Consider the following 26167-nt stretch of genomic DNA (forward strand, 5'->3'; position numbering starts at 1 on the left):
TTCAGTGCGTCAGTGCGTCGGTGCAGGGGGGATCGCGGCACGGCGCCCGTGGGGTACGGGGGAAGAGGCGCCGTGCCGTGCGGATCGGGGCGGTGGGCGCGTCAGCCGAGTACGGCCAGCGCGTCGATCTCGATGAGCAGCCCGGCCGGGAGGCCGACGTACACGGTCGTACGGGCGGCCGGCGCGTCCTGGAGGTTCTGCTCCTCGAAGTAGGTGTTGTAGATCTCGTTCATCTCGGCGAAGTGCGCCACGTCCGTCAGGTAGACGCGCAGCATCATCACGTCGTCCCAGCTCGCGCCGCCCGCCTCCAGGACCGACTTGACGTTGGCGAGGGTCTGGAGCGTCTGCTCGCGCAGCGTCGGTCCGGCCACGGTCGGGGCCTCGCCCGGGACGGCCGGGAGGAAGCCGACCTGCCCGGCGACCTGAAGGATGTTGCCCTTGCGGACGCCGTGGGAGAACTTGGCCGGCGGCGCGGCGTGCGTGGCGGGGACGACGGCGGTCTTCGCGGTCTGGTCGCTCATGAGATCTCTTTCTGAAGAGCAGGAGGTGCTGCTGGTGCGGGTACGGAGAGGGCGGCGGGTGCCGGTTGGTGCGCGTTGCCCGAGTACTCACGGCTGATCGCGTCGGCGGTGCGGCGCAACAGCGGGAGCAGGGCGAGGAGTTCATCGGCGGTGACGACGACATTCGGCGCGGACACCGACATGGCGGCGACGACCCGGCCGTCCGTACCTCGGATCGGGGCGCCGATGCAGTTGATGGACTCCTCGTGACCACCGAGGTCGGTGGCCCACCCCTGTTCGCGTACGGTCGCCAGCTCCTTGAGGAAGGCGGCGGCGTTCGGGATCGAACGGGGGGTGTACATGGGGAAGTCGAGCCGCTCGGCGAGTGCGCGGCGCTCGGCCTCGGACCGGTCGGCGATGAGCAGCTTGGCGACGGCCGCGACGGTGACGGCGACCGGTTTGCCGATCCGGGAGTACATCCGTACCGGATAGCGGCTCTCGACCTTGTCGATGTAGAGGACCTCGCTGTCCTCTATGACGGCGAGATGGACGGTGTGGCCGCACTGTTCGCCGAGCGCCACGAGGTGCGGGTGGGCGATCTCGCGTACGTCCAGGCTCTCGACGGCCTCCTGCGCGAGTGCGAAGAGGCGCGCGCCGAGGCGGTAGCGCTGGTCCTGCTGGCGGTAGACGAGGCCGTGTTCGTGCAGGGTGCGGAGCAGCCGCAGGGCGGTGGACTTGTGTACGTCGAGCCGTGCGGCGACCTGGCCGAGGTCGGCCGGGCCCTGGGCGAGGAGCGGCAGGATGCTCAGCGCGCGGTCGACGGTCTGGCTCATGAGGTGGGCACCGTTTCCCGCCGTGCGGGGAGGTCCGCTTCCCCGGTCGTCCAGCCGGGCCCGAGGCGCAGCGCGCCCCACGCCGTGTCGTCCAGTGCGGCGAGGCGGTCGGCGTGGGCGCGGGCGGCCGGGACGCAGACGTCGCCCGCGTCGGTGAGTACGGCGGCGGCCATCAGATGGCCGTGGCGCAGCCGGGCCCCGGTGGGCAGGCCCCGGAGGGTCGCGGAGAGGAAGCCGGCGGCGAACGCGTCGCCCGCGCCGACGGGGGCCACGACATCGACGCGCAGAGCCGGTACGGAGGTGACGATGTCGGCGCCGGGGCCCGTCCCGTCACCCGTGCCGGTCCCCTCTTCCCGTACGAACGCGGTCGCGCCGTCCGCCCCGGCCTTCACCACCAGTACGGCGGGCTCGGGCAGCGCCGCGCGGATCGCCTCCGGGCTGTGCAGGTCCCAGAGCTGCGCGGCCTCGTCGTCGCCGACGAAGACGAGGTCGGCGCCGCGCGCGATGTCCCGCAGCACGGCCGGGCCCGAGCCGTCGCGCCACAGCGCGGGCCGGTGGTTGACGTCGAAGGAGAGCAGCGGGCGGCCGGGCCGGCGCTCGGCCAGCTCGCGCATCAGGGCGAGGCAGTCGTCGGAGAGCGCGGCCGTGATGCCGGACAGATGCAGGACGCGCCCGGCGAACAGGTCGGCGCGGTCCATGGTCCGGGGGGACATCGCGGACGCGGCCGATCCCGCCCGGTAGTAGGCGACCTCGTGGGCGGTGGTGGAACGGTCCGTGGCCGTACGGAAGTAGATGCCGGTCGGGCGGCCGTCCGCGTCGCGGCGTACGGCGGAGGTGTCGACGCCGTACGCGCCGATGGCCTCCACGAGGTGGTCGCCGAAGCCGTCGGCGCCGACGCGGCTGATCCACTTCACCGGGTGCCCGGCGGCGGCGAGCGCGCAGGCGACGTTCGACTCGGCGCCGCCGATGGTGCGGGTGAAGGCGGGGACGTCGGCGAGGCGGCCGGGGTGCGAGGGCAGGAAGGTGACCATCGACTCGCCGAGGCAGACGACCTCGGTGGTCTCGGACGGGCCCCCGGGGCGTGTCGGGTCCGCTGCTACCGGTGCGGGCACTCGGGGCTCCTCGTTCGTCTGTCGGCCGGCGGGCGCCGGGGCTCATCATTGACCCGGCAACGGCTCGGATGTTAGACAGCGTCAAGCGATATACGCAATGGGTGTTGCACATGTTGCAACGAGATTGACGCGGGACAGATGACAGATGGAGGAAGCCCTATGGCGGTCGGCAACCGGCTCGGCGAAGAGCACCTGAGGGACGAACGGCTCGACCACCGCTTCAAGGGGCTGCCCCCCGACGCCGAGGGCCGCACGGTCGCCGAGCTGGCCGCCGAGCGCCGCAACCTCTTCACGGGCGGTTTCACCACCCCGGTGCTCGCTCTCTCCGCCGAGTCCCTGACCCATAACCTCGCGCTCCTGGAGACGTACTCGGAGCGCCACGGCCTCGCGTTCGCCCCGCACGGCAAGACATCCATGTCCCCGCAGCTCTTCGCGCGCCAACTCGACCGCGGCGCCTGGGGGATCACCGCCGCGCTCCCCCACCAGGTGCGTGTCTACCGGGCGTTCGGCATCCAGCGGATCTTCCTCGCGAACGAGGTCGTCGACGCGGTCGCGCTGCGCTGGCTCTCCGCCGAGCTGGACGGCGACCCGGGCTTCCGCTTCATCTGCTACGTCGACTCCGTGCGCGGCGTCGAGCTGATGGACGAGGCGCTGCGCGCCGCGGGCGGCTCACGCCCGGTGGACGTCGTCGTGGAGCTGGGCGCGGGCGAGGGCGCGCGGACCGGTGTCCGCAAGGAGGCGGAGTGCGCGCTGGTCGCCGACGCCGTGGCCGCCACCGACCGGCTGCGGCTGGTCGGCGTCGCCGGTTACGAGGGCGAGGTGCCGCACGCCGACAACGACACGGTCCGCACCTGGCTGCGCCGACTGACCGCGCTGGCGGCCGAGTTCGACGCGGCGGGCCGCTTCTCCGGGACCGTGGACGAGATCGTGGTGAGCGCGGGCGGCAGCGCGTGGTTCGACGCGGTCGCGGAGGTCTTCGCCGAGATCCCGGTGCTGTCCCGCCCCGTGTGCAAGCTGCTGCGCTCCGGCGCGTACGTCTCCCACGACGACGGCCACTACAAGCGGCTGACCCCCTTCAACCGGGTCCCGGCCGAGGGCGCGCTCCAGCCGGCGTTCCGGCTCTGGGCGCAGGTGATCTCGCGCCCGTCGCCCGAGCAGGCGTTCGTGAACGCGGGCAAGCGGGACGCCGCGTACGACCTCGACCTGCCGGAGGCGCAGGTGGTCCGTGACGCGCGCACCGGCGAGATCCGTCCGGCGCGCGGCATCACCGTGACCGGCCTGTCCGACCAGCACGGCAAGCTGCACACGTCGCCCGACGCGGTGATCGAGGTCGGTGACTGGGTGGGCTTCGGTCTGTCCCACCCGTGCACGTCGTTCGACAAGTGGCAGCTGATCCCGCTGACCGAGGCGGACGGCACGGTCACCGACTTCATCCGTACGTTCTTCTAGGACCTGTCAGGAGCTGTGGGGCCATGGATCTCGTCATACGGGACGTGACCGTCGTCGACGGCACGGGTCAGGAGTCCTACCGGGCGGACGTCGGTGTGACCGACGGCCGGATCGCGGAGATCCGGCGGCACGGGCCGGGCGCGGGCGCGCCGCTCTCCGGGGCGCGCGTCCTCGACGCCGACGGCCTCGCGCTCGCCCCCGGTTTCATCGACATGCACGCGCACAGCGATCTCGCGCTGCTGCGCGACCCCGACCACTCGGCGAAGGCCGCGCAGGGCGTGACCCTTGAGGTGATCGGGCAGGACGGCCTGTCGTACGCGCCCGTCGACGACAGCACGCTCGCCGAGGTCCGCAGGGCGATCACCGGCTGGAACGGGGGCGGTCCCGGCGACACGTCGGTCGACTTCGACTGGCGGACGGTGGGTGAGTATCTGGACCGGCTGGACCACGGCTTCGACGGCCGGGGCATCGCCGTCAACGCGGCGTATCTCGTGCCCCAGGGCACGGTCCGGATGTACGCGGTCGGCCAGGACGACCGGCCGGCGACCCCGGCCGAGCTGGACCGGATGCGCCAACTGGTCGCCGAATCACTGGAGCAGGGCGCCGTCGGCATGTCGTCGGGGCTGACGTACACCCCGGGCATGTACGCGGACGACGCCGAACTGACCGAGCTGTGCCGGGTGGTGGCGCGCTACGACGGCTACTACTGCCCGCACCACCGCAGTTACGGCGCGGGCGCCCTGCGCGCGTACGAGGAGATGGTCGACCTCACGCGGACGGCGGGCTGCGCGCTCCATCTCGCCCACGCCACCATGAACTTCGGTGTGAACAAGGGCAAGGCCCCTGATCTGATCGCCCTGTTGGACAAGGCGCTGGACGGCGGCGCGGACATCTCGCTCGACACCTATCCGTACACCCCGGGCTGTACGACGCTCGTGGCGATGCTGCCCAGTTGGGCGAGCGCGGGCGGCCAGGACGCGATCCTGGAGCGGCTGCGGGACGCCTCGACGGCGGAGAAGATCCGGCACCACATGGAGGAGATCGGCGCGGACGGCTGCCACGGCGTGCCCATCGACTGGGACACCATCGAGATCTCCGGGGTCTCGGATCCGGCCCTGACCGCTCATGTCGGCCGGACGATCGCCGAGACGGCGCGGCTGCGCGGCGAGAGCGGCTGGCTGACCGCCCGCAAGCTGCTGATCGACGACCGGCTCGGCTCAACGATCCTCCAGCACGTCGGGCACGAGGAGAACGTGCGGGAGATCATGCGCCACCGTGTCCACACGGGCGGCAGCGACGGCATCCTCCAGGGGGCCAAGCCGCACCCGCGCGCGTACGGCACGTTCCCCCAGTATCTGGGCCGCTACGTACGGGAGTTGGGCGTCCTGTCGCTGGAGGAGTGCGTGGCGCATCTGACCTCCCGCCCGGCGGCGCGGCTGCGTCTCACGGACCGGGGTCTGGTCCGTGAGGGCTACCGCGCGGATCTGGTGCTCTTCGACCCGGACACGGTGGCGGCGGGCTCGACCTTCGCGTCCCCGCGCACGCTGCCGGTGGGGATCCCGCACGTACTGATCGACGGCCGGTTCGTGATCGAGGACGGCCGGCGCACGGACGTGCTGGCGGGGCGGTCGGTACGGCGTACGCCACGTACTGCTTAGGCGCTCGCGATCCGCAGGATCAGCGCGGCGATGGCCAGGACGATGAAGACGACGGCCGGCGCGAGCGCGTAGTCCTTCGCCCTGATGTGGTAGATCACCGCGCCGGCGAAGTACAGGAAGACGCCGACGGCCGCCGCCATGCCGATGAACGGCACCCAGAAGCCGACGATCAGACCGATCGCGCCCGCGGCCTTGAGCGAGGCGAGACGCGGCAGCCAGGAGTCGGGCACCCCGAGTGCCTTCATCGAGTCGGTGATCTTCGGGTCGCGGGTGGACATGAAGAAGGCGGAGGCGCTGAGCGCGGCGGCCAGCAGGACGGCGACGACGGCATGGGCGATGAACACGGGGACCTCTCGAAGGTTTTCCGGTGAGCGGGGGCCCGCCGCGTGGCGGCGTGACGGGTACACCGTGCGCGTACCGGCGGCCGGGAGGAAGGCCGGGCCCAGGCTGGTAGTGGGAGGGCTACGATCCGGCTCGCTCCCGGGCGTACATTCGACGGGTGAGCGAAAGTGAGCTTGGCCGGTTCCTGCGGGCCCGACGCGAGAACGTGACCCCCGCCGACGTGGGGCTGCCCGCCGGCAGCCGCCGCCGTACGCCCGGTCTGCGCAGGTCCGAGCTGGCCATGCTCGCCGGGATCAGCGTCGAATATCTGGCCCGGCTGGAGCAGGGCAGGGACCGCCACCCCTCCCCGGAGATCCTGGCCGCGCTCGCCGACGCGCTGCTGCTGCCCACCGAGGCGCGCGGCGAGCTGATGCACATCGTGAAGGTGACGATGGGCACCAGCAAGCTCTGCCTCGGTACGGTCCGTCCGCCGGACCGGGAGGTGCGGCCCACGCTGCACGCCCTGCTCGGTCAACTGGAGCCCGCACCGGCCGTGTTGCTGAACCGGCTCGGTGAGGTGATCGCCCGCACCGGCGGTTACGAGCGGCTGTTCGGCCCGGTCGGTCTGCTGGACGCGCCCGTGCCGAGCCTGCCCCGGTTCGTGTTCACCGATCCCCGGGCCCGCGCCGCGTACCCGGTGTGGGAGTCCGTCGCGGACGATCAGATCGCCCGGCTCCGGATCAACTCCCTGCCGGACGACGCGCATCTGATCGCGCTCGTCGAGGAGCTGACCCTGGTGGCGGGCGCCGAGTTCACCGAGCGGTGGAAGCAGCCCCTGCGCACGCCGGAGCGCTCCGGGGTGCGCCGGCTGACGCACCCCGGAGCGGGTGAGCTACGGCTGGCGGAGGAGACGCTGGAGCTGCCCGAGGGGGACGGCCTGCGCCTCGTCGTGCATCTGCCGGCCGACGAGGCGACGGCGACCGCGCTCGACTCGCTCACCGGCCGCAGGCCGGGCGCGCTGCGCGCGGTCGCCGGGTGATTCCCGGACGGCCGCGCGCCGTCGCCGCGTGATCCCCCGGACGGCCGCGCGCCGTCGCCGGGTGATTCCTTACGCGGTACGGACCCGGTAGACCGACGTCGTACCGCTGATCTCGTTGCCGACGACCAGCAGCGCGTCACCCGTCGGGCTGTCCTTCGCCGGGACGAACAGCACGCCCTCCGGACCCAGGTCCCCGGCCGTACCTGCCTCCGGGTCGCCGTCGAAGTCACGGGAGTTGACATAGCCGGCGGCCTTCGGGCGGCGCGGGTCGCTCAGGTCGTACGCCGCTATGCCGCCGGGGCGCTCCAGGCCGACGAAGGCGTACGTCGTGCCGCGCACCGATCCGGTGGTGATGCCCTCCGGCTCGGGGCCCTTGCTGTCGCTGCGGCTGTCGGGGTCGTTCTCGGCGTTGTCGGTGTTGAAGTTCTCCGGGAACGCCTTCGCCGTCAGCTGCTCCAGGTCGTCGCCGGAGTCCCAGACGAGCCGGCCGCGCTCGTCGCGTACGGAGATCGAGCGACCGCCCAGCGAGTTCAGCTCGGTGACCCGGCCCTGGCTGTCGGTGGGCGAGGTGCTGGTGATGTTGAGGCGGCCGAGCGCGCCGTCCTGCTGGAGCGCGGCGGCGTCCGGGAACGCCTTCGGGTTCAGCTCGACGTCCTTGACCCGCACCTCCTCGGAGAAGCAGTCCCAGTCGCGGGCGTCGCCCTCGTTGGCGCTGACGGTGTACTCGCCGCCGCGCGCGCCGAAGGCGTGGATGCCGTCGGGCTTGTAGAGGCCCTTGACCGGCCAGGTGCGGATGTTGACGCCGTCCTTGTCGGAGGCGTCGAGACCGTTGCCGCGCTTGGAGTGGTCCTTCTCGCCCAGCGGGACGATCTTCTCGACCTCGGCGCGACGCAGGTCGAGAAGCGCGAGCGCGTTGTTCTCCTGGAGCGTGACCCAGGCGGTGCGGCCGTCCTTGGACACCGCCACGTACTCGGGCTCGATGTCCTGGCTGACGGAGGCGTTCGGGCCGTAGATCAGTACGCCGTCCCGGATCAGCTCGTTCTTCCTGCGGTCCCACTTCTCGAAGCCGGCGGTGCGCGCGGTGGCGCGACGCAGGTCGCCGTTCCGGCCCCGGTCCAGGTCGATGACGCTGACCGAGCCGACGGGGTCGGTGCCGGCGGGCTCCTCGCCGCCGGGCGGGCAGTACGAGTCGGGCTCGCCCTCGTTCGCGACGACGACGCGGTCACCCTCGGGGGTGAACGTCACCATGTCGGGCAGGGCGCCGACGCGTACTTCCTTCAGCTTGCGTCCGTCAAAGGCGCGGAAGAACGAGACCGTGCCCCGGTCGGTCTTGGCCTCGGCCTGCTGGGCGACGGCGACCAGGCCGTCGTGGATGCTGACGCTGTTGGCGCCGGGTGTGGCCAGCTGGCCGGTCTTGCGGGGCTTGGCGGGGTTCCGGATGTCGAGGATGTCGACGGTGCCGGCCTGCGCGTTGATGGTGAAGACCCGGCGGGTCCTGGAGTCGTACGCGGTGATCTCCGCGCCGCCCTCGTCGTACTTGCCGCTCTCGTAGCGGCCGAGGAGGGTGAGGTCGAGCGTGCCGCCGTGGCCGCCGCCGTGGCCCGGCTTTCCGTGCGAGCCGGTGGCGAGCGCCGACGGCAGCAGAGCGGTGGTGGCGGCCATGACCGTGACGGTGGCCAGGGCGAGGAGTGTGCTGCGCTTCTTCATGAGCGCCCAGCGTTGTGCGGACCTCCGCTGCACGGGTGAACTGTCCGGGCTTCCGAGGTGAACACTGCCTCAACAAAATGCGCGCTCCGCGCCGGGATCCGGCGGCCGTCCGTCTCACACTCCGGACCGACGTGGTCAAAAACACCAGGCGCCCCGCGAAACCCGGCCGTAAGCTCGCCGTCATGCAGGTCATCCAGTCAACCAAACTCGCCAATGTCTGTTACGAGATCCGGGGCCCCGTCCTCGACGAGGCGATGCGGCTGGAGGCAGCAGGCCACCGCATCCTCAAGCTCAACACGGGAAATCCGGCGGCGTTCGGCTTCGAGTGCCCGCCCGAGATCCTGGAGGACGTCCTCCGCAATCTCGGCGACGCGCACGGCTACGGCGACGCGAAGGGGCTGCTGTCCGCGCGGCGCGCGGTGATGCAGCACTACCAGACCAAGAACATCGACCTGGACGTCGAGGACATCTACCTCGGCAACGGCGTCTCCGAGCTGATCCAGATGTCGATGCAGGCGCTGCTCGACGACGGCGACGAGGTCCTCGTACCGGCGCCGGACTATCCGCTGTGGACCGCGTCCGTCTCCCTGGCCGGCGGCACGGCCGTGCACTACCGCTGTGACGAGCAGGCCGACTGGATGCCGGACCTCGCCGACGTCGAGCGCAGGATCACCGACCGCACCAAGGCGATCGTGATCATCAACCCGAACAACCCGACCGGCGCCGTCTACAGCGACGAGATGCTGCGCGGACTGACCGAGATCGCCCGCCGGCACAGCCTGATCGTCTGCTCGGACGAGATCTACGACCGGATCCTGTACGACGGCGCGACCCACACCCCGACCGCCGCCATCGCGCCGGACCTGCTGACCCTCACGTTCAACGGTCTGTCGAAGAACTACCGCGTCGCGGGCTTCCGCTCCGGCTGGCTGGCGGTCTGCGGCCCCAAGACGCACGCGTCCTCGTACATCGAGGGCCTGACGATCCTGGCCAACATGCGTCTGTGCGCCAACATGCCCTCGCAGCACGCGGTGGCGACGGCGCTGGGCGGGCGGCAGTCGATCGAGGACCTGGTCCTGCCGGGCGGGCGCATCCTGGAGCAGCGGAACACGGCGTACGAGCTGCTGACGCAGATCCCGGGCATCACCTGCGTGAAGCCGAAGGGCGCGCTGTATCTCTTCCCGCGGCTCGACCCGAAGGTCTACAAGATCAAGGACGACCGGCAGCTGGTCCTCGACCTGCTGGCACGCGAGAAGATCATGGTCGTGCACGGGACCGGCTTCAACTGGCCGGAGCCCGACCACTTCCGGATCGTGACGCTCCCGGCGGCGCAGGAGCTGGCGGACGCGGTGACGCGGATCGGGAACTTCCTGGACGGCTACTCGCAGCCGTAGGGGGCGTCCCACCCGCGCTTCGACCGGACTCAACTTTAGACTGATTCCAATGTAGGATGGTCTCCTGACGACGGCAGGAGGCCATTCCCATGTACGAGCCGATCCGCACCAAGTCGGTCCACTCCATGGCCGGCGCCGACGCGGACACCGACTTCCCGCACCGCACCCGCGAGGAGGAGCTGGACATCCAGCTCGCCGGACACCTCGCGGCACTGCTCGCCGTCACCGACGACCTCGGACTCGACGGGGAAGCCGACCGGATCGCCGACCAGGTGACCCGGCTGCGCGGGACCCGCCCGCTACGCGCACCGGCCCCTGCGTCCGCCCCACCCACCGACCTCCACCGGCGCGCGCTCGCCCTGGCCGGCCGCGCCCTGGTCGTCGCCGCCTCCCGGGCGGACACGGCGGCGGCGATCCTCGCGGCGGAACAGATGGACACCCACACGGCGGCGCTCCACACCCCGACCCCGGAGGAACCCGCTCTGGCCACCGCCCACTGACGGGTCCGCGTGCGTCAGATAGGCAGGTTCCAGCCGGCCCCTCGTAGGCCGAGGGCCGGGGACTTCGCTCGCGGAGACCTGCGCCAGCCGCCTCAGCCCTGCCTCCAGTTCCCGTAGGACCGCGGGGCTCGGCGTCGCGTATCCCTCGCGCGGGACCCACTCGGGTGCCAGGCGCCAGAATGCGCCCGCGTCGATGAGGGCCTCCATCTCGGCGGTGGTGCCCGATTCCCCCCGTTGACGTGTACGTCGCGGCAAGGTCGCCGGCGCGATGAACCGGAGCCGCGTGGGATCCTCGGCGATCCACTCACCGGGGCCCTGCACCGGCCGCAGTACGTAGTCACCTCGACGGACATCCGTGAGGATCGCCAGTCGCCCCGAGACTTCGTCCCGTACATGGTCACCGACCCAGGGCTTCGCCTCCGTCACTCGCCGGCCTCGCACTTCAGGTCGCCCCAGACCCGTTTCCCCTCATGGAGCAGGTCCGTTCCCCACCGCCAGGTCAACGCGTCGATGATCGCGAGCCCCCGCCCGGTCTCGTCGCCGTCGCCGGCCGTCGCCCGAAGCATCGGGATCGCTTTCGAGTTGTCCGCCACCGCGATACGCACGAATGTCTCGCTGGGCCGGGAGACGGTCACACGAACCGAGCAAGTACGCGTGTGGGTAACGGAGTTCGACAGCAGCTCCGTTACGACCAGAGCCCCGGCGTCAACGAGGTGATCCAGCCCCCACGCCCCGAGCGCGGTACGGACGAGCGATCGGGCCGGGACGACGCTGCCTGCCGTGCGCGGAAGGGTCTGGGTGTAGCGGGGATGCTCGGTGCCTGTGGGGCGAGCGGTAGCGGTCACAGTCATCAGCACCTCGGGTCGACGAGAGGGAAACTACGTTCCGTGAGTAGCGGTAACACAAAGGCAAGAGTGGACCGGTGGACCGGTCCAGTCAAGTCCCCTGAGTCTCATCCGAGATGGGGGCAGCCCATTTGCCCAGCCAGAGGGCCATTTCGCGGACACAAAAAACTGGACCGGTTCACCGGCCCAGCGTTGACCCTTGACGCCGCTACATCACATACGTCTCCACATGTTCGTAGAGCTCAGCCGGCGTGACACCCTCCTCACAGACGAGCGGGCGCTGTTCCTCGTCGTATGCCGTGTGCAGTACCACAGCGACCGCGGCCGGCTCCGAGAGTGCGAGGTGCGAGATCTCCTGCTCCGTCGCCAGGCGGACCGTGGTCATATCCGTCCCCTCCACGGGGAATCGGCCGGTCTGCCGACGCACGTACCGTGTCGTTCCCTCCGCGATCGGGGCCGCCTGGGTCAGTCGCGGCGACCGCTCGGCCACGGCGGGCGGGAACCACGCCTGCACATAGCTGTGCGGGCTGCCATCGGGAAGTTGCAGCACACGCACGCGACGCAAAGCCTCCACGCCGGGGTCCAATCCGAGGGCAGCGGCCACGTGCGCCGGCGGCACCGCCCAGTCGGGCTCACCTACCCGCAGGAAGGGCATGCCCCCGGTCACGCGCGTCGATCCGGCCCGACGGGCGCCCGCAGGTCGAGCAACGGGAGTCTCGGCAACGACGAATCCCGTGCCCTGCCTGGCCTCCACCACGCCGTCGTTCCGCAGAACGTCCATGGCCTTGACGGCAGTGGCTCGTGATACCGACCACTGCTCCGCCAGATCACGCCCGGACGGCAGGGTCTCACCGTCGAACTCCCCTGCCGCGATTCGAGTGCGCAGGGATTCCGCGATCTCCTCGTACTTCAGCAGCGCCATGAGTCCCCTCCCTGATAGCTGTTCTGGACTGGTCCACCGGTACACACGATACTGATCGCATGTCGAACCCCGAGCTGGCGGCAGAGATCGAGCACTTCTACTCGAAAGTCATCGACGAGGGCGCCCGGTTGAGCATGTCCGCAGACGGTCGGCTTGAACTGCTGCGAACGCGGGAACTGCTGCGGCGCTTCCTCCCGCCGGCGCCGGCCCGGGTGCTGGATGTAGGGGGTGGCACGGGCGTCCATGCTCAGTGGTTGGTCGATGACGGGTACCACGTCGACCTGGTTGATCCAGTCGCCCGGCATGTCGAACAGGCGGCCAGAGTCTGCGCCGCGTCGCTCGGTGACGCTCGCGCGCTCGATGCCGCGGATGCGAGTTACGACGTGGTGCAGGTGCTTGGCCCCCTCTACCACCTTCCTGACCGGGCCGACCGGCGTCAGGCACTCTCCGAGGCGCTGCGTGTGGTGCGGCCCGGCGGGCTCGTGGCTGCCGGGGCCATCAACAGGTATTCCTCGCTCTTCGAGCACACCGCCTTTGCGCACCTGCATGCCGAGCGGATGCAGACAGCGATCTCCACGATCCTCCGCACGGCTGTTCACGACGGCAAGCGCGGCTTCACCCTGGCCTACTTCCACCGCGCCGAAGAACTCGCCGATGAATTGCGCGACGTGGGCCTTGTGGACGTGAGGGTGTTCGGGATCGAGGGACCGGCGTGGTCCATCCTCAAGGCTGTGGAGCAGCACGCCGGCCCGGACCCGAGCGAAGATCTCTTCGAGTCCGTTCTGACAGCGGCGCGGATGGCTGAGCCCTACCCCGAACTCCTCGCGTCCAGTTCCCACTTGCTGGCCGTCGGGAGAGCTCCCGCGTAACCGGGCGGCGGGCCGCGTCCGCGAAAGGCAACCTGCACGGGAGGCTCGACGAGGAAGCCCGTGCGGCCCAGCGCGCGAGGATCGAGCAGGCCGCCAGGTTCGGCCGCACCAACCAGACTTGGAGGCCGCATTGGCGTGGGGCGGCGTTGTACGGGGTTGCACCTTCCGTAGCGGCATGTGTTGCGGTTGACCTACGTCCCGGCCCCATGAGGAAGGTCCCCGCTCATGCATTCGTCGTTCATGCCGCCCCGCCAGGTCAAGATCGGTGACGCGGCGGCCTTCGTCGGCAGTACGCCGCGGGCGATTCGCCACTACCACGAGATCGGGCTGCTCCCCGAGCCCGAGCGGGGTGGCGACGATCGTCGGCGGTACGGGTACGAGGACATGATCCGGCTGCTGTGGATTCGCAGGATGGCCGATGCCGGGATCGCCCTGGACGACATCCGTGACGCCTTCGCCACCGGTACGGACAACGGAGACGGCGTCGCGGGCATCCTGGAGCGGTTGGAGGAGACCCTCGGCGAGCAGGAGGCGGAGTTGCGGCGGCAGCGGGGTGCCGTGCGGCGGATGCGGACCGAGGGGAGCCGGATGGGGTTGCTCTCCGACTTCGTCACCGACCGGCTCAAGGGGGTGCCCGAGGGCTCCCTGCGTCAGGCGGATCTGGACAGTCTGCTGGTCACCGAGCGGATCTTCAGCCCGCTCGGGGCTGCCGTCCAGGCCACCCGCTTCATCGCCCTGGCCACCCATCCCGCTCTGCGGGAGGAGTCCGACCGCGTCGACAGCGCCGAGGAGGCGCTCGACGACAGCGTCGCCGTCGATGATCCACGCGTGGCTCAAGTGGCCGCCGAGCGGCACGCCTTCGAGAGCGCCCTGCACGCCGTCATCGAGGAGTCCGGCCTGGACAAGGACGACGACGCCCTCTTCGACGCCTGGGAGACCTCGCATCCCGACGACGGCGAGGGCGACCTCAGCGCACTCGAAGCCGTCGGCAAGATGCCCTACGACTTCTCCCCCGCCCGCCTGCGCTGTATGGAACTGGCCGAGGAACTCGCCGCCCAGGACTCACCCGGCACCTGAACCACCGCCTGCGCCCTCCCGCCGCGCCGTTGGGTAGCGTCTCGGTCACACAACGGAGGGGGAACACGACCATGGCGGAGCGCGCGGTACCGGAGCGGGTGGTGGCCGCCGAGCGGATGGCCTTCGAGGCCGGGTTCAGGCTGAGCTGCATCCCCGAGGTGGGCAGGCTGCTGAGGGTGGCCGCCGCGGCGAAGCCCGGCGGGGTGGTCGCCGAGAGCGGTACCGGGTCGGGGGTGGGGACCGCCTGGCTGCACAGCGGGCTCGCCGGCGGCGCGCGGCTGGTCACCGTCGAGCGGGACGAGGAGCTGGCGCGGCGGGCCGCCGGGCTCTTCGCGGACGACGAACGGGTCAGCGTGCTCACCGGGGACTGGCGGCTGCTGGAGCGGCACGCGCCGTTCGACGTCTTCTTCTGCGACGGCGGCGGCAAGCGGGACGATCCGCAGCGGGTGGTCGACCTGCTGGCCCCCGGCGGGCTGCTGATCATGGACGACTTCACCCCGTCGCCCGACTGGCCGCCGCGCTTCGAGGGCGAGGTGGACGAGTTGCGTCACTTCTATCTCACCCATCCGGAGCTGGACGCCACGGACGTGCTGACGACACCGGCCAGTTCGGCGGTCGTCGCGACGCGCCGTGTCCCCGGCCCGCGCGACGACCGATGAGTTTCCCGCCGCCGTGTCGTCTACCTGGTGGGAACACCGTCCGATAACAAGGAGCGGGCGGCGGCTCGCCGCACCCGGCCCGCCGGACCCTCCGACGCCCGCCGGACCCCTCCGACACAGAGGAATCAACAGCCATGTCAATTACCCGCGTTCAGCACTTCTCCCTCTCCCTGGACGGCTTCGCCACCGGCGAGGGCCAGAGCGCCGAGACGCCGTTCGGGCACGCCGGTGAACGGCTGCACGAGTGGATGTTCGACACCCGGTGGGGCAAGGCGATGATCGGCCAGTCCGGCGGCACGAGCGGCTTCGACAACACCCTCCTGCGGCTGTTCAACGACGGGATCGGCGCCGAGATCATGGGCGCGGCGAAGTTCGGCCCGCCCGGCTGGCAGGACAACCCGGAGCACCGGGGCTGGTGGGGCCCCAACCCGCCGTTCCACACACCGGTGTTCGTCCTCACCCACCGCCCGCGCCCGTCGATCGAGATGGAGGGCGGTACGACGTTCCACTTCGTCGACGCCTCCCCCGCCGACGCGCTCGCGACGGCCCGCGAGGCGGCGGGCGGAAAGGACGTACGCCTCGGCGGCGGCCCCACCATGCTGCGTGAGTTCCTGGCCGCCGGGCTGGTCGACCATATGCATCTGGTGGTGGTCCCGATCCTGCTCGGCCGGGGCGAGCGTCTCTGGGACGGGCTGGAGGGCCTGGAGAAGGAGTACGACATCGAGTCGGTCTCCACGCCCAGCGGGGTCACGCACCTGATGTTCAGCCGCGTGGACCGCTGAGCCGCCGGCGGGCACCGCACAGAGACCGCGAGGGCCCCCGGAGCCGTGAGGGATGGGCTCCGGGGGCCGTTCTCGCCAGGGTGGTCGGGGGTGCGGTGCTGTCAGGACAGGCGGTTCACCAGGGCGTGGTACTCGTCCCACAGCTCCGGCGGCGTGTGCGTGCCGAAGGTGTTGAGGTGGGCCGGGACCAGGGAGGCCTCCTCGCGCCAGACCTCCTTGTCGACGGTGAGCAGGAAGTCCAGGTCCGACTCGGAGAGGTCGAGGCCGGCCGTGTCCAGGGCGCCCTTCGCCGGGAGGATGCCGATCGGGGAGTCGACGCCCTCGCCCTTGCCCTCCAGGCGCTCCACGATCCACTTCAGTACGCGGCCGTTCTCGCCGAAGCCGGGCCAGACGAACTGGCCCGCCTCGTTCTTGCGGAACCAGTTGACGTAGTAGATCTTCGGGAGCTTCGACTCGTCGCCCTTGGCGGTCGCCGTGGCGCCGATCTTGACCCAGTGGGCCATGTAGTCGCCCATGTTGTAGCCGCAGAACGGCAGCATCGCGAACGGGTCGCGGCGCAGCTCGCCCACCTTGCCCTCGGCGGCGGCGGTCTTCTCGGAGGCGACGTTCGCGCCGAGGAAGACGCCGTGCTGCCAGTTGAACGACTCCGTGACCAGCGGTACGGCGGAGGCGCGCCGCCCGCCGAAGAGGATCGCCGAGATCGGGACGCCCTTGGGGTCCTCCCACTCGGGCGCGATGATCGGGCACTGGCCCGCGGGCACGGTGAAGCGGGCGTTGGGGTGGGCGGCCGGGGTGCCGGACTCCGGGGTCCAGTCGTTGCCCTTCCAGTCCGTGAGGTGCGCGGGCGGCTCCTCGGTCATGCCCTCCCACCACACGTCGCCGTCGTCGGTGAGCGCGACGTTCGTGAAGACGGAGTTGCCCCACATCGTCTTCATGGCATTGGCGTTGGTGTGCTCACCGGTGCCGGGCGCGACGCCGAAGAAGCCCGCCTCCGGGTTGATCGCGTACAGCCTGCCGTCCTCGCCGAACCGCATCCACGCGATGTCGTCGCCGATCGTCTCGACGCTCCAGCCGGAGATGGTGGGCTCCAGCATGGCGAGGTTGGTCTTGCCGCACGCCGAGGGGAAGGCGGCGGCGACGTACTTGGACTCCCCGCGCGGCGGCGTGAGCTTGAGGATCAGCATGTGCTCGGCGAGCCAGCCCTCGTCGCGTGCCATGACGGAGGCGATGCGCAGCGCGTAACACTTCTTGCCCAGCAGCGCGTTGCCGCCGTAACCCGAGCCGTACGACCAGATCTCGCGGTCCTCGGGGAAGTGCGAGATGTACTTGGTGGTGTTGCACGGCCACGGCACGTCGGCCTGGCCGGCGGCGAGCGGGGCGCCGAGGGTGTGGACGGCCTTGACGAAGAAGCCGTCGTCGCCGAGTTCGTCGAGGACCGGCTGTCCCATGCGCGTCATGGTGCGCATGGAGACCGCGACATACGCGGAGTCGGTGATCTCGACGCCGATCGCGGAGAGCGGTGAGCCGACGGGGCCCATGCAGAACGGGACGACGTACATCGTCCGGCCGCGCATCGAGCCGCGGAAGACGCCCTGCTCGCCGGTGAAGATGTCGCGCATCTCCGCCGGGGCCTTCCACTTGTTCGTGGGACCGGCGTCCTCCTCCTTCTCGGAGCAGATGAAGGTGCGGTCCTCGACGCGTGCCACATCGGTGGGGTCGGAGGCCGCGTAGTACGAGTTGGGGCGCAGAACCGGGTCGAGCTTCGTGAACGTGCCCTTCGCCACGAGCTCTTCGCACAGGCGCTCGTACTCGGCTTCCGATCCGTCGCACCAGATCACCCGGTCCGGCTGGGTCAGAGCCGCGATCTCGTCGACCCAGGAGATCAGCTCCTGGTGTCCCGTCGGGGCGGTGGGAGCCTCGGGATTGAGGGGGTCTCCGCTGGAAAGCCCTGCGTCGCGCGCCACGGTTACTCCTTGATGAGGGTTTTGTAGGTGTATGCCCCGTGGGGGCTGCGACCCGGACGCTTCGTTACCGCTCATCCGGTGCCGACCGCACTCATTTGATCATCCGACGCTCGCGCCCATCTGTCCAGAGGGCCGCCCACGTGAGCATCACCACTCCCGCTCGCCCTCCCCTGCCGGTGCGCGGGCCGCGTAAGCAGCCGTCCCTATCCGGAACCTACGGTCCCGTAGGTAGCATGAGCGCATGACTTCTCGCGCCTCCGACTCGCTCGCGAACCCTCGACAACCCGAAGGGGGACCGACCGAGATCCAGCTGCCGTTCCCGGCCAAGCCGATGATGCGCGGCTGGCTGCACATGGGGATGTTCCCGGCTGTCGTGATCGCGGGAATCGTGCTGATCACCCTGGCCGACAGCACCAAGGCGCGGGTCGCCTGCGCGGTCTACGTCGCCACCGCCTGCCTGCTCTTCGGCGTCAGCGGTGTGTACCACCGCGGCAATTGGGGCCCGCGGGGCGAAGCCGTACTGCGCCGGCTCGACCACGCCAACATCTTTCTGATCATCGCGGGCACCTACACCCCGCTGACCATGCTGCTGCTCCCGGACTCGACCGGCCGGACGCTGCTCTGGGCGGTCTGGGGCGCGGCGGTGGCGGGCATCGCGTTCCGGGTCTTCTGGGTCGGCGCCCCGCGCTGGCTCTACACCCCCTGCTACATCGCCATGGGCTGGGCCGCGGTCTTCTTCCTGCCCGACTTCATGCGTACGGGCGGAATCGTCGTCCTCGTCCTGATCATCGTCGGCGGACTGCTCTACAGCGCGGGCGGTGTGATCTACGGGCTGAAGCGCCCCAACCCGTCACCGCGCTGGTTCGGCTTCCACGAGGTCTTCCACTCGCTGACGCTCGCCGCGTTCGTCGTGCACTACGTCGGGATCTCACTGGTGGCGTACCAGCACTCCTGACGCCGCGCCGGCGCGTACACCCCGACGAGGAGGCGGGCGACGGTGTGTGCGCGCATGTGGTGAGCGCCCCGGCGGATGCCCGACAATAAGCGGCATGGCCGCCTCCGCACCCCTCCCCTCCGACGACGCGCAGCAGCCCCGGCTGGGCCTGCGTGAACGGAAGAAGCTCAAGACCCGCGTCGCGATCCGGGAAGCGACGTACCGGCTCATCGACGAGCAGGGTTACGAGGTGACCACCGTCGAACAGATCGCGGCGGCGGCCGAGGTCTCGCCCTCGACCGTCTTCCGCTACTTCCCGACGAAGGAAGACATCGTCCTCACCGACGAGTTCGACCCGCTCATGGAGGCGGCCATCCGCGCCCGCCCGGCCGACGAGCGCCCGCTGGAGTCGCTGCGGGCCGTGCTGCGGCAGGCGATGGAGGCGGTCCACGCCGACCAGTCCCAAGAGCTGCTCCAGCGCAGCAAGTTGATGCTGGAGATCCCCGCCGTACGGGCCAGGATGACCGAGACGATGGCGGAGACCTCGCTCCTGCTCTCCCGTGCGGTCGCGGACCGTACGGGGCGCGACGAGGGCGATCTGGAGGTACGGGTCTTCACCGCGTCGGCGATGGCCGCGCTGCGCGAGGTGATGATCCACTGGGCCGAGCACGACCAGAAGGAGAATCTGGCCGTGCTCGTGGACCGCGCGCTCGACACGCTCAAGGGCGGGCTCGCCCTCTGAGCGGCCAGCTCACCCGCTCACCCGCTCACCCGCACGCCCGGCCGTTCCCGTCCGGGTCGAGCCGCAGCGGGTCGTCCTTCCCATTGACCTTCAGCGCGCCGTAGCCGTTCGCGGCGAGCCAGTCGCAGCGCGCCCGTGTGACCGTCCCCGGCCCTGCCGCCGTCCCCTTCCCCGGCCCCGTCTTCGTCTTCGTCGCCTCCACCGTCTCGGGGAAGACCGTCGGCACGCACACGTCCGCCGGCCCGTAGTGCCGGTCGCAGCCCGCGACCCGCGGGCTCACCGGCGCCGAACTCCGCTTCTTCGCGGGCTTCTTGGCGGACTTCGCCAACTCGCCCGCGAAATCGTGCGCGTGGGCGGACCCGGAGTCGTCGGCGAGGGCCGCGGGGCCGCTCACCCTCACCCACTCGGCCACCGACGGCACCCCGTTCGCGTCGACCGCGAAGAGCATGTACCACCCGGGCGGAGCGATGTTCGGATTGCCCGTCACATTCAGATCGACGGTGAGTCCGTCCCCCTCGACCGTCAACGGCAGGTCCACGAAACGCTGGTTGGGGTCGGACGAGTGCGTGACGGCCGCCGGCCGGATCAACTGGGCCTTGGCGATGGGCCGGTCGACCGTGATCCGCTGCGTGTCGCCGTAGGTCCACTCCGGGTCGATCAGCGAAGTGATCTCCGGCCGGGGCCCCTTGAAGAGATACGGCGGGGTGTAGACCGACACCTGATGGTTCCAGGAGCCGTTGCCCGGGTTGTCGCCCGTCGCCATCACCCGGCCGTCGGGGAGCAGGAACGCCGACGAGTGGTACCCGCGCGGCTGCGGGTCGGTGGCCACCTTGTCGTACGTCTCCGTCACCGGGTCGAAGAGCGACGCCGAGAAGACCGGCGCGGCCCGGTTGTGCAGGGCGCCGCCCGTCTCCAGCACCTTGCCGTCCGGCAGCAGCACCACGGAGCCGTACATCTTGCCCTGCGCGCCGGTCTGCGGCTGCGGTCCGCCGGGGGCGCCGAGGTCCACCGTGCCCTGCGGCAGCGGCGGGCCCGCCCGGTACTCGGGGCTCGGCTCCTTGAGGTCGATGATGTCGGTGAGGCGGCCCGCGTCCGGGTTGGTGTCGATGTTGCCGCCGCCGATGGTCAGTACCCGCTGGTCCTGGGCCGGCGGCAGCAGCACGCTCGCCGACTGGTCGCGCTCGTCCTTGTTCCGCAGTCCGGGCACGTCGGTGATGGTGTTGGCGTCGTAGTCGTAGATGGAGGCGCCGGTGCCCGGCGTGCCGTTGCCGAAGGTGTGGCTGCCGGAGTAGAAGAGCCGGCCGTCCTGCATCAGCAGCATCGCCGGGTACAGACCCCAGAACGACCAGGTCTGGTTGACCTGCCCCAGCGGCAGCCACTTCTCCTCGGCGGCCGACCAGCGCTCCGTCGTCACGGAGCCGGACGAGTCCTCGCGCAGCCCCCCGAGGGACAGCACGTCGCCGTTGCCCATGACCGTGGCGGACGGATACCAGTGCCCGTCGTTCATGTCGTTCGTCCTGCTGTACGTCTCGGTGGCCGGGTCGAAGATGTACGAGTCCTTGAGACCCTGGTAGCCGATCGTGCCGTCCGCCGACGGATAGCCCTTGTTGCCGCTCATCACCAGGACGCGGCCGTCGGACAGCTGGACGTGTCCCGAGCAGAACATGTCGTCGGGCGTGGGGATCGTCTCGTACGTGCCGTCCTCGGGGTCGTACACCGCCGAGGTGAACGTACCCGCCTCGAACCGCTCCGGGTCGTTGCCGGATCCGGCGATGAGCAGCACCTTGCCGCCCCTGAGGACCACCGAGTGCATGGAGCGCACCGGATTCTCCGTCTCCAGCACCTCCCAGCGGCCGTCGGCGCAGTCGGCGGCGACGCCCGTGCACTCCGGGTCGGGTGCCGGGACGGTGACCTCCTCCATGCCGTAGTCGTCGGTGGTGACGCTGCCGGTGCCGAAGACGGAGACGCCCCAGCTGATCCGGTCGGTGCCGGGCGGTACGACGGGGGTGCGGACCTCCGCGCGCAGGTAACCGGCGCTCAGATCAAGGGTCTTGAGGTCGGTCCAGTACTGCCAGCCGGCCGTCGTGTCGTGCCGGAAGAGCGTGATCGCGGTGTCCGGCGTCGTCGACTTGTACCAGAGGGAGAGGTCGTACTGCTTCGCCGGCTGTACGGCGGGGGCGCACGCCGCCGACTCGGTGACCAGCGCCTTGCGGTCGCCGTCGGCGCGCCGGGTCAGCTCGACCTTGAGCGCGTCGGTGCCGCTGTGCGCGTCGGCGACGGTGGTGAAGCTGAAGTCGTTGTCGCCCCAGCCGGACTGCGACCAGCAGTCGGGCATGGCGGCGCCGCCCCCGGCGCCGGGGGTCTCGAAGCCGGGATTCTTCACCAGGTTGGGACCGGCGGTGGCGGGCTGCTGGAAGCCGACGCTGAGCAGCAGTCCGGCGGTGAGCGCGGTGACGGCGAGCAGCGCGGTACGGCGCCGGCGCCGGGCGGGTGGTCTGCGGAAAGGGGTCATGACCGGCCGTTCCTCTCACCACGGGCCGGGCGGGCCGCTGCCGCGGTCCGCCGACCCCATCTCCCCTTCGGCAGATACACCAGCGTCTCCGTCCCCGCGAACCGCAGCACGAACGTCGCCAGCATCGCCAGCACCGTCGCCGGCATGACCTCCATCCCCAACTCGCCCACGAACAGGGCGATCAGCGGTATCCGCAGCAGCAGATCGGCGTTGGCGAGCACCGCGAAGCGCCCCACCCGGTCCACCCAGTGCCGGTGTTCCCGCCGGCCGCGGAAGAGCAGCAGCTCGATGAGGACGAAGTTCCACGCCACACCGAACTGGTTGGCGACGATCTCGGCCGGCAGATAGTGCATGCCTGCGCCCGTCAGGCCGTACAGCGCGAGCAGGTTCGGTACGAAGCCGGTCAGCCCGATCAGCCCGAAGGCCACCATCCGGGCCGGCGCCGACGCCGTACGCAGCTCGACGAGATGCCGCAGGAACCGCGCCCCTTCCCTGGCCGTGGACTTGGACTCGCCCGCGAACCGGTCGCGGAAGACGAACGGCACCTCCGCGACCTGCCGCGGCCGGCACCGTACGGCCAGCTCCAGCAGGATCTTGTAGCCCAGCGGGCGCAGCGAGTCGGCCGTCACGGCGCCGCGCCGGATCGCGAAGAAGCCGCTCATCGGGTCGCTGACGCCGCGCAGCCGGCGCGGGAACAGGCCCTTGGTCAGCCAGGTCGCGGCGCGGGAGACGGCGACGCGGTAGCCGCCGGCGAGTCCGGCCCGGCTGCCGCCGGGGACGTACCGGCTGGCGACCACCAGATCCGCGCTCGTCCGCTCGCCCTCGGCCACCAACTCCGGTACCAGGGACGGCGGATGCTGGAGGTCGGCGTCCATGACGACGATCCATTCGGACCCGGCGGTGCGCAGTCCTTCGACGACCGCGCCGCCGAGGCCGCCGACGGGTTCGTCGCGGTGGATGACGGTGACGGGGAACGGGCAGTCCTGCGCCGCCTCCTCGATCGCCGCCGGGGTGCTGTCGGTCGAGTCGTCCACGAACACGACCTCGCACGGCAGCCTGGCCGGTACGGATTCGGTGAGCTGCCGCAGCAACTCCCCCACGTTCGCGGCCTCGTTGAAGGTCGGGATGATCACGGTGACGGCGCCCGGCTCGGCGACCGCCGTGGACTCCAGCTCCGCGTCGCCGAGTTCACCGGGCCCGGTCCGCCTGGGCGGTACGGGAAGAATGCTCATCGCTCGGCTCCCATGGCATCGTTGATCCGCCGGATCTCCACCCGGTCCTCGCCGTCCCCGAAGACGGCGACGGCGGTCGAGTGGTTGAGCGCGTCGCGTACGCGTGGCAGGTCGGCCGCGTCGCGCCGGACGGTCGGTGACGCCACGACGTAGTCGATGTCGCGCCAGCCGCCGGGCATCGTCTCGCTGACGGCGGGGTCGAGGTCGGCCTTGTAGAACCAGATGGCGCCGAGCCCCGGCCGGTATCCGGCGTGCACCAGGTCCAGCCACATCGCGTCGTCCACCAGGACCCGGGTGCCGGCCGGGTCGGGCACCTCGGTGGCCATCCAGGAGACGGCCGCCCGGTAGGGGGCGTTGGCGTCGGCGGTCAGGGCGGTGCGGTTGCCGTCGTACCAGCGGGGTGCGACGTACGCGACGGAGGCGGCCACCAGCACGGCCAAGGCCGTCCACCGTACGGCGGTCAGCCCCCGGCGCTCGTCCGGGCGGCGTCCTCGGCGCAGCAGCGCGTGCGTGACGCTGGCCGCGCCGCCCGCGAGCATCAGGGCCAGGAACGGCAGCCCCTGGATGACGTACATCGCCGGGAGATAGCCGGAGGGGCGCAGCGCGACGGCCGTGAGGATCGCGACGGCGAGCGCGGGGCCGGCGAGCGCCCGAGCGGTGACGGACCAGCGGACGGTGAGCAGCAGCAGGAGCGCGCCCGCGACACCGCCGAACAGCAGCACCCGGTCGTAGTAGAGCCACGACTGGAACACACCGTGCGAGCCCGATCCCGGGTCGAGGAGGAAGCCGGAGCCGGGTCTGCTCATCTGGTACGTGACCCCGTCCCACAGCGACACATGTCCGTCGCCGGGCAGCAACTCGCCCTTGAGTAGGGCGAAGAGAGGATACGAGAGCCCGATCAGCGCGCAGGCGGTGATGGCTCCGGTGACCGCGAACTTACGGGTGTCGGCGTGCCCGTGCCGCCACATCGTCACCAGCACGGCGGGCAGTACGACGAGCATCGTCTCCTTGGTCAACACCCCTGTCGCCGCCGCGAGTCCGGCGGCGAAGTGGTGCCACAGATGCCGGTTGGGCGAGGCCGCGAGGCAGAAGGCGAGCAGCATCCACATCACGGCGATGTTGTCGAGGAAGATCTCCCGTTGCAGCACGACCGAGAGCGGGGAGAGTCCGAACAGTCCCATCGCGAGCCCGGCGGCCCAGCGCGGCAGCCACAGGCGGCGGGCGAGTATGTAGAGCAGTACCGCGCTCGCCGCGCTGACCAGCAGCATCGCGAAGCGCATCGCGCCGACGGTCATCGACTCGGGCGCGATCAGCGAGGGCAGCCAGGTGAGCGCGGCTATCTGGAGCCAGCCGAGCGGCGGGTGGTCGTACCAGTAGGTGTAGTGGGCGAGTCCGTCGCCCTGCTGGACGGCCCAAGCCTGGGCGAGATAGGTGCCCTCGTCGTCGCTGAGGGTCGGGTAGTGCTGGATGTTCCAGCCCTGGACGGCCATGATCACCAGGAGCAGGGCGGCGCAGAGCGCCAGATCGGCACGGGAGGTACGGAAGCGGACGACGGGCCGTATCAGCAACTGCCTCTTGGCGAGCCGCCGTTGGACGCTGCCGCGGCCGACTCCGGTGCCGACTCCGCTGCCGGTGCCAGTGCCGGTGTCGTGGCCGATTCCGCTGTCGTGGCCGTCGACCGGGCCGCTCGGATGTTCCGGAGCAGGGCTGAGCGTCGCGGGGGCGGTTCCGGTGGTCCGGCCGGTGGCCGGTTCCGTCGCCTCCACGGGGAGGGTCGAGGTCACGCGTGGACGTCCTCTCGGGTCTCTCGGGTGAGATGCGCGCCGACATGACTCGTCAGCTCCCAGTCACGGCGGCCACGCTGCTCGCGCCACACCGCGCGGACGGCCGCGCCGGCGAGAAGCACCTGGTAGAACGGGCCGCCTGCGACGAGCTTCAGGTAGTGCGAGAGCCGGACCCTGAGTCCGTACTGCTTGCCGAAGTCATGGAGTCCGACCAGCTCGAACACAAAGGTGACGAGCGCGGTGACGGCCGGCAGGAAGGTGATGAAGGCGATCCCGACGGGCACGTCGAGGAAGAGCGCGACGGCCACGTTGAGCGGGATGACGACGCCGGTGACAGCCTGGAAGAAGGGTGTCATCAGCGTGTAGCGGGCGAGCAACCGCTGGCCGCGCGTGGCCAGTTGGCGCCAGTCGTTCTTCCGGTAGACCTGGAGGAAGCCCTGGTTCCAGCGGGTGCGCTGCTTCAGCAGCGAGACCAGCGAGCCGGGCGTCTCCTCGCGGGTGACCATGTCGGAGTCGTACGCGACGACGACCTTCTTGCCGACGCTGGACAGCCGTACGCCCAGGTCGCAGTCCTCGGCGAGACAGTCCGGGTCCCAGCCGCCCGCGTCGCGCAGGACATCGGTGCGGACGAAGACCGTGTTGCCGCCCAGCGGGATGAAGCCCTTCTGAGCGTGCAGATGCAGCCGGCTGCGGAACCAGAAGAAGTACTCCAGGCAGTTGCGCAGGCTGTACCAGCTGGAGTGGAAGTTGATCAGCTGGACGCCGCCCTGGACGACGTCGGCGCCGGTGGAGCGGAAGGCGTGGTCGACATGGGTGAGCAGTTCCGGGTGGACCTGGTCCTCGGCGTCGAAGACGCCGACCACCTCGCCGGTGCAGTAGGGCAGGGCGGTGTTCAGCGCCTTGGGCTTGTTCTTCGCGAGGTGGGTGTCGACGACGACCCGGACCCGGGCGGGATCGCGGGCGGCGGCCCGCTCGGCGACCGCCGCGGTCCCGGGGTCGTCGTGGCCGACGATGACGATGATCTCGAACCGGGTGTGGCTGGAGCGCAGCAGCCGCTCGATGGTGTGCTCAAGAACCGCCTGTTCATGGCGGGCGGGCAGCAGCAGCGAGAACGAACGTGCCGGGCCCCCGTCCGGCCGGTCGAATCGTGTCGCCGCCAGCGTCTCCGGCGTACGCCAGGCGTGCATCTGCCACCACAACGTGAACGCCGCCATCCAGAACAGCGCCAGCGAAATGGCAGCGATGAATACGGACGTGACCACAGGCCCCCCTCGGCCAAGGGTGAACCGCGGCAAGGCCCCCCTGGCCGCCGGTCCCCCCGGTTTCACCCGG

23 protein-coding genes are annotated in these 26167 nt (G+C 70.7%); 11 read left to right on the plus strand and 12 right to left on the minus strand.

What is annotated here, in order from left to right; all coding sequences use genetic code 11:
• Positions 1 to 101 precede the first annotated feature (101 nt).
• Genes ACFYNU_RS17250 through ACFYNU_RS17260 form a run of 3 tightly spaced genes read right to left on the minus strand, consistent with a single transcriptional unit; the run spans position 102 to position 2445 of the window.
• Entirely contained in the window at positions 102 to 521 is a 420-nt protein-coding gene (locus ACFYNU_RS17250) for a RidA family protein (protein ID WP_356594705.1), read from the minus strand.
• Complete coding sequence (locus ACFYNU_RS17255; RefSeq protein WP_356594703.1) at positions 518 to 1333, minus strand: IclR family transcriptional regulator; 816 nt, start codon at positions 1331 to 1333, stop codon at positions 518 to 520. Before ACFYNU_RS17255 ends, ACFYNU_RS17250 begins: the two co-directional genes overlap by 4 nt.
• Entirely contained in the window at positions 1330 to 2445 is a 1116-nt protein-coding gene (locus ACFYNU_RS17260) for a sugar kinase (RefSeq protein ID WP_356594701.1), read from the minus strand. Before ACFYNU_RS17260 ends, ACFYNU_RS17255 begins: the two co-directional genes overlap by 4 nt.
• Positions 2446 to 2604: 159 nt before the next feature.
• Here ACFYNU_RS17260 and ACFYNU_RS17265 point away from each other — a divergent pair, with 159 nt between their 5' ends.
• Both ACFYNU_RS17265 and ACFYNU_RS17270 read left to right on the plus strand, forming a co-directional pair.
• A complete protein-coding gene (locus ACFYNU_RS17265; RefSeq protein WP_356594699.1) occupies positions 2605 to 3894 on the plus strand; it encodes an amino acid deaminase in 1290 nt (429 codons plus the stop codon).
• A gap of 23 nt (positions 3895 to 3917) precedes the next feature.
• Entirely contained in the window at positions 3918 to 5552 is a 1635-nt protein-coding gene (locus tag ACFYNU_RS17270; protein ID WP_356594697.1) for a D-aminoacylase, read from the plus strand.
• On the opposite strand, the gene ACFYNU_RS17275 is transcribed toward ACFYNU_RS17270, so the two are convergent.
• Entirely contained in the window at positions 5549 to 5896 is a 348-nt protein-coding gene (locus ACFYNU_RS17275) for a DoxX family protein (protein WP_356594695.1), read from the minus strand. The two genes, ACFYNU_RS17270 and ACFYNU_RS17275, sit on opposite strands and share 4 nt — an antisense overlap.
• 155 nt (positions 5897 to 6051) lie before the next feature.
• On the opposite strand from ACFYNU_RS17275, the gene ACFYNU_RS17280 reads away from it, so the two are divergent.
• Positions 6052 to 6912: a helix-turn-helix transcriptional regulator gene (locus ACFYNU_RS17280; protein WP_356594693.1), complete on the plus strand. Its 861-nt coding sequence runs from the start codon at positions 6052 to 6054 to the stop codon at positions 6910 to 6912.
• Between the two features lie 69 nt (positions 6913 to 6981).
• Here the strand turns inward: ACFYNU_RS17280 and ACFYNU_RS17285 are convergent, their stop codons facing one another.
• Positions 6982 to 8619 (minus strand): choice-of-anchor I family protein, encoded by a 1638-nt coding sequence (locus ACFYNU_RS17285; RefSeq protein WP_356594691.1) that lies wholly within the window; start codon positions 8617 to 8619, stop codon positions 6982 to 6984.
• A gap of 182 nt (positions 8620 to 8801) precedes the next feature.
• Here ACFYNU_RS17285 and ACFYNU_RS17290 point away from each other — a divergent pair, with 182 nt between their 5' ends.
• Positions 8802 to 10013 (plus strand): pyridoxal phosphate-dependent aminotransferase, encoded by a 1212-nt coding sequence (locus ACFYNU_RS17290; protein ID WP_356594689.1) that lies wholly within the window; start codon positions 8802 to 8804, stop codon positions 10011 to 10013.
• A gap of 89 nt (positions 10014 to 10102) precedes the next feature.
• Positions 10103 to 10513, plus strand: a complete 411-nt coding sequence (locus ACFYNU_RS17295) for a hypothetical protein (protein WP_356594687.1) — start codon at positions 10103 to 10105, stop codon at positions 10511 to 10513.
• 422 nt (positions 10514 to 10935) lie between these two features.
• On the opposite strand, the gene ACFYNU_RS17300 is transcribed toward ACFYNU_RS17295, so the two are convergent.
• Both ACFYNU_RS17300 and ACFYNU_RS17305 read right to left on the minus strand, forming a co-directional pair.
• Positions 10936 to 11364, minus strand: a complete 429-nt coding sequence (locus ACFYNU_RS17300; RefSeq protein ID WP_356594685.1) for an ATP-binding protein — start codon at positions 11362 to 11364, stop codon at positions 10936 to 10938.
• Between the two features lie 202 nt (positions 11365 to 11566).
• Positions 11567 to 12280, minus strand: coding sequence for a GntR family transcriptional regulator (locus ACFYNU_RS17305; protein WP_356594683.1), 714 nt, complete (start codon positions 12278 to 12280; stop codon positions 11567 to 11569).
• 59 nt (positions 12281 to 12339) lie between these two features.
• On the opposite strand from ACFYNU_RS17305, the gene ACFYNU_RS17310 reads away from it, so the two are divergent.
• The 4 genes from ACFYNU_RS17310 (at position 12340) to ACFYNU_RS17325 (ending at position 15667) form a co-directional block, all read left to right on the plus strand.
• Positions 12340 to 13149 carry a class I SAM-dependent methyltransferase gene (locus tag ACFYNU_RS17310; RefSeq protein WP_356594681.1) on the plus strand — a complete coding sequence of 270 codons (810 nt, stop codon included), beginning with the start codon at positions 12340 to 12342 and terminating at the stop codon, positions 13147 to 13149.
• Positions 13150 to 13374: 225 nt separating this feature from the next.
• Positions 13375 to 14226, plus strand: a complete 852-nt coding sequence (locus ACFYNU_RS17315) for a MerR family transcriptional regulator (protein WP_356594679.1) — start codon at positions 13375 to 13377, stop codon at positions 14224 to 14226.
• 71 nt (positions 14227 to 14297) lie between these two features.
• Complete coding sequence (locus ACFYNU_RS17320; protein WP_356594677.1) at positions 14298 to 14885, plus strand: class I SAM-dependent methyltransferase; 588 nt, start codon at positions 14298 to 14300, stop codon at positions 14883 to 14885.
• A 134-nt stretch (positions 14886 to 15019) separates the two neighbouring features.
• Complete coding sequence (locus tag ACFYNU_RS17325; RefSeq protein ID WP_356594675.1) at positions 15020 to 15667, plus strand: dihydrofolate reductase family protein; 648 nt, start codon at positions 15020 to 15022, stop codon at positions 15665 to 15667.
• Between the two features lie 101 nt (positions 15668 to 15768).
• On the opposite strand, the gene ACFYNU_RS17330 is transcribed toward ACFYNU_RS17325, so the two are convergent.
• A complete protein-coding gene (locus tag ACFYNU_RS17330; protein WP_356594673.1) occupies positions 15769 to 17631 on the minus strand; it encodes a phosphoenolpyruvate carboxykinase (GTP) in 1863 nt (620 codons plus the stop codon).
• A gap of 241 nt (positions 17632 to 17872) precedes the next feature.
• Here ACFYNU_RS17330 and ACFYNU_RS17335 point away from each other — a divergent pair, with 241 nt between their 5' ends.
• Both ACFYNU_RS17335 and ACFYNU_RS17340 read left to right on the plus strand, forming a co-directional pair.
• Positions 17873 to 18586: a hemolysin III family protein gene (locus ACFYNU_RS17335; protein ID WP_356594671.1), complete on the plus strand. Its 714-nt coding sequence runs from the start codon at positions 17873 to 17875 to the stop codon at positions 18584 to 18586.
• A gap of 94 nt (positions 18587 to 18680) precedes the next feature.
• A complete protein-coding gene (locus ACFYNU_RS17340) occupies positions 18681 to 19307 on the plus strand; it encodes a TetR family transcriptional regulator (protein ID WP_356594669.1) in 627 nt (208 codons plus the stop codon).
• 25 nt (positions 19308 to 19332) lie between these two features.
• Here the strand turns inward: ACFYNU_RS17340 and ACFYNU_RS17345 are convergent, their stop codons facing one another.
• Genes ACFYNU_RS17345 through ACFYNU_RS17360 form a run of 4 tightly spaced genes read right to left on the minus strand, consistent with a single transcriptional unit; the run spans position 19333 to position 26097 of the window.
• Entirely contained in the window at positions 19333 to 21819 is a 2487-nt protein-coding gene (locus tag ACFYNU_RS17345) for a galactose oxidase-like domain-containing protein (protein WP_356594667.1), read from the minus strand.
• On the minus strand, positions 21816 to 23051 hold the full coding sequence (locus ACFYNU_RS17350; RefSeq protein WP_356594665.1) for a glycosyltransferase family 2 protein: 1236 nt from the start codon (positions 23049 to 23051) through the stop codon (positions 21816 to 21818). Before ACFYNU_RS17350 ends, ACFYNU_RS17345 begins: the two co-directional genes overlap by 4 nt.
• Positions 23048 to 24835 (minus strand): ArnT family glycosyltransferase, encoded by a 1788-nt coding sequence (locus tag ACFYNU_RS17355; protein ID WP_388766568.1) that lies wholly within the window; start codon positions 24833 to 24835, stop codon positions 23048 to 23050. The genes ACFYNU_RS17350 and ACFYNU_RS17355 overlap by 4 nt, the downstream gene beginning before the upstream one ends.
• Entirely contained in the window at positions 24832 to 26097 is a 1266-nt protein-coding gene (locus tag ACFYNU_RS17360) for a glycosyltransferase (protein WP_356594663.1), read from the minus strand. The genes ACFYNU_RS17355 and ACFYNU_RS17360 overlap by 4 nt, the downstream gene beginning before the upstream one ends.
• Positions 26098 to 26167 lie beyond the last annotated feature (70 nt).

The sequence above is a fragment of the Streptomyces sp. NPDC006643 genome (genome assembly GCF_042870175.1).
Taxonomy (GTDB): domain Bacteria; phylum Actinomycetota; class Actinomycetes; order Streptomycetales; family Streptomycetaceae; genus Streptomyces.

Excerpts from the sequence above, each read along its gene's own strand:
- ACFYNU_RS17265 (WP_356594699.1), top strand. The coding sequence starts at position 2,605 with ATGGCGGTCGGCAACCGGCTCGGCGAAGAGCACCTGAGGGACGAACGG.
- ACFYNU_RS17340 (WP_356594669.1), top strand. The coding sequence starts at position 18,681 with ATGGCCGCCTCCGCACCCCTCCCCTCCGACGACGCGCAGCAGCCCCGG.
- ACFYNU_RS17285 (WP_356594691.1), bottom strand. The coding sequence starts at position 8,619 with ATGAAGAAGCGCAGCACACTCCTCGCCCTGGCCACCGTCACGGTCATG.
- ACFYNU_RS17325 (WP_356594675.1), top strand. The coding sequence starts at position 15,020 with ATGTCAATTACCCGCGTTCAGCACTTCTCCCTCTCCCTGGACGGCTTC.
- ACFYNU_RS17305 (WP_356594683.1), bottom strand. The coding sequence starts at position 12,280 with ATGGCGCTGCTGAAGTACGAGGAGATCGCGGAATCCCTGCGCACTCGA.
- ACFYNU_RS17270 (WP_356594697.1), top strand. The coding sequence starts at position 3,918 with ATGGATCTCGTCATACGGGACGTGACCGTCGTCGACGGCACGGGTCAG.
- ACFYNU_RS17290 (WP_356594689.1), top strand. The coding sequence starts at position 8,802 with ATGCAGGTCATCCAGTCAACCAAACTCGCCAATGTCTGTTACGAGATC.
- ACFYNU_RS17295 (WP_356594687.1), top strand. The coding sequence starts at position 10,103 with ATGTACGAGCCGATCCGCACCAAGTCGGTCCACTCCATGGCCGGCGCC.
- ACFYNU_RS17300 (WP_356594685.1), bottom strand. The coding sequence starts at position 11,364 with ATGACTGTGACCGCTACCGCTCGCCCCACAGGCACCGAGCATCCCCGC.
- ACFYNU_RS17320 (WP_356594677.1), top strand. The coding sequence starts at position 14,298 with ATGGCGGAGCGCGCGGTACCGGAGCGGGTGGTGGCCGCCGAGCGGATG.
- ACFYNU_RS17335 (WP_356594671.1), top strand. The coding sequence starts at position 17,873 with ATGACTTCTCGCGCCTCCGACTCGCTCGCGAACCCTCGACAACCCGAA.
- ACFYNU_RS17345 (WP_356594667.1), bottom strand. The coding sequence starts at position 21,819 with ATGACCCCTTTCCGCAGACCACCCGCCCGGCGCCGGCGCCGTACCGCG.
- ACFYNU_RS17315 (WP_356594679.1), top strand. The coding sequence starts at position 13,375 with ATGCATTCGTCGTTCATGCCGCCCCGCCAGGTCAAGATCGGTGACGCG.
- ACFYNU_RS17350 (WP_356594665.1), bottom strand. The coding sequence starts at position 23,051 with ATGAGCATTCTTCCCGTACCGCCCAGGCGGACCGGGCCCGGTGAACTC.
- ACFYNU_RS17310 (WP_356594681.1), top strand. The coding sequence starts at position 12,340 with ATGTCGAACCCCGAGCTGGCGGCAGAGATCGAGCACTTCTACTCGAAA.
- ACFYNU_RS17250 (WP_356594705.1), bottom strand. The coding sequence starts at position 521 with ATGAGCGACCAGACCGCGAAGACCGCCGTCGTCCCCGCCACGCACGCC.
- ACFYNU_RS17255 (WP_356594703.1), bottom strand. The coding sequence starts at position 1,333 with ATGAGCCAGACCGTCGACCGCGCGCTGAGCATCCTGCCGCTCCTCGCC.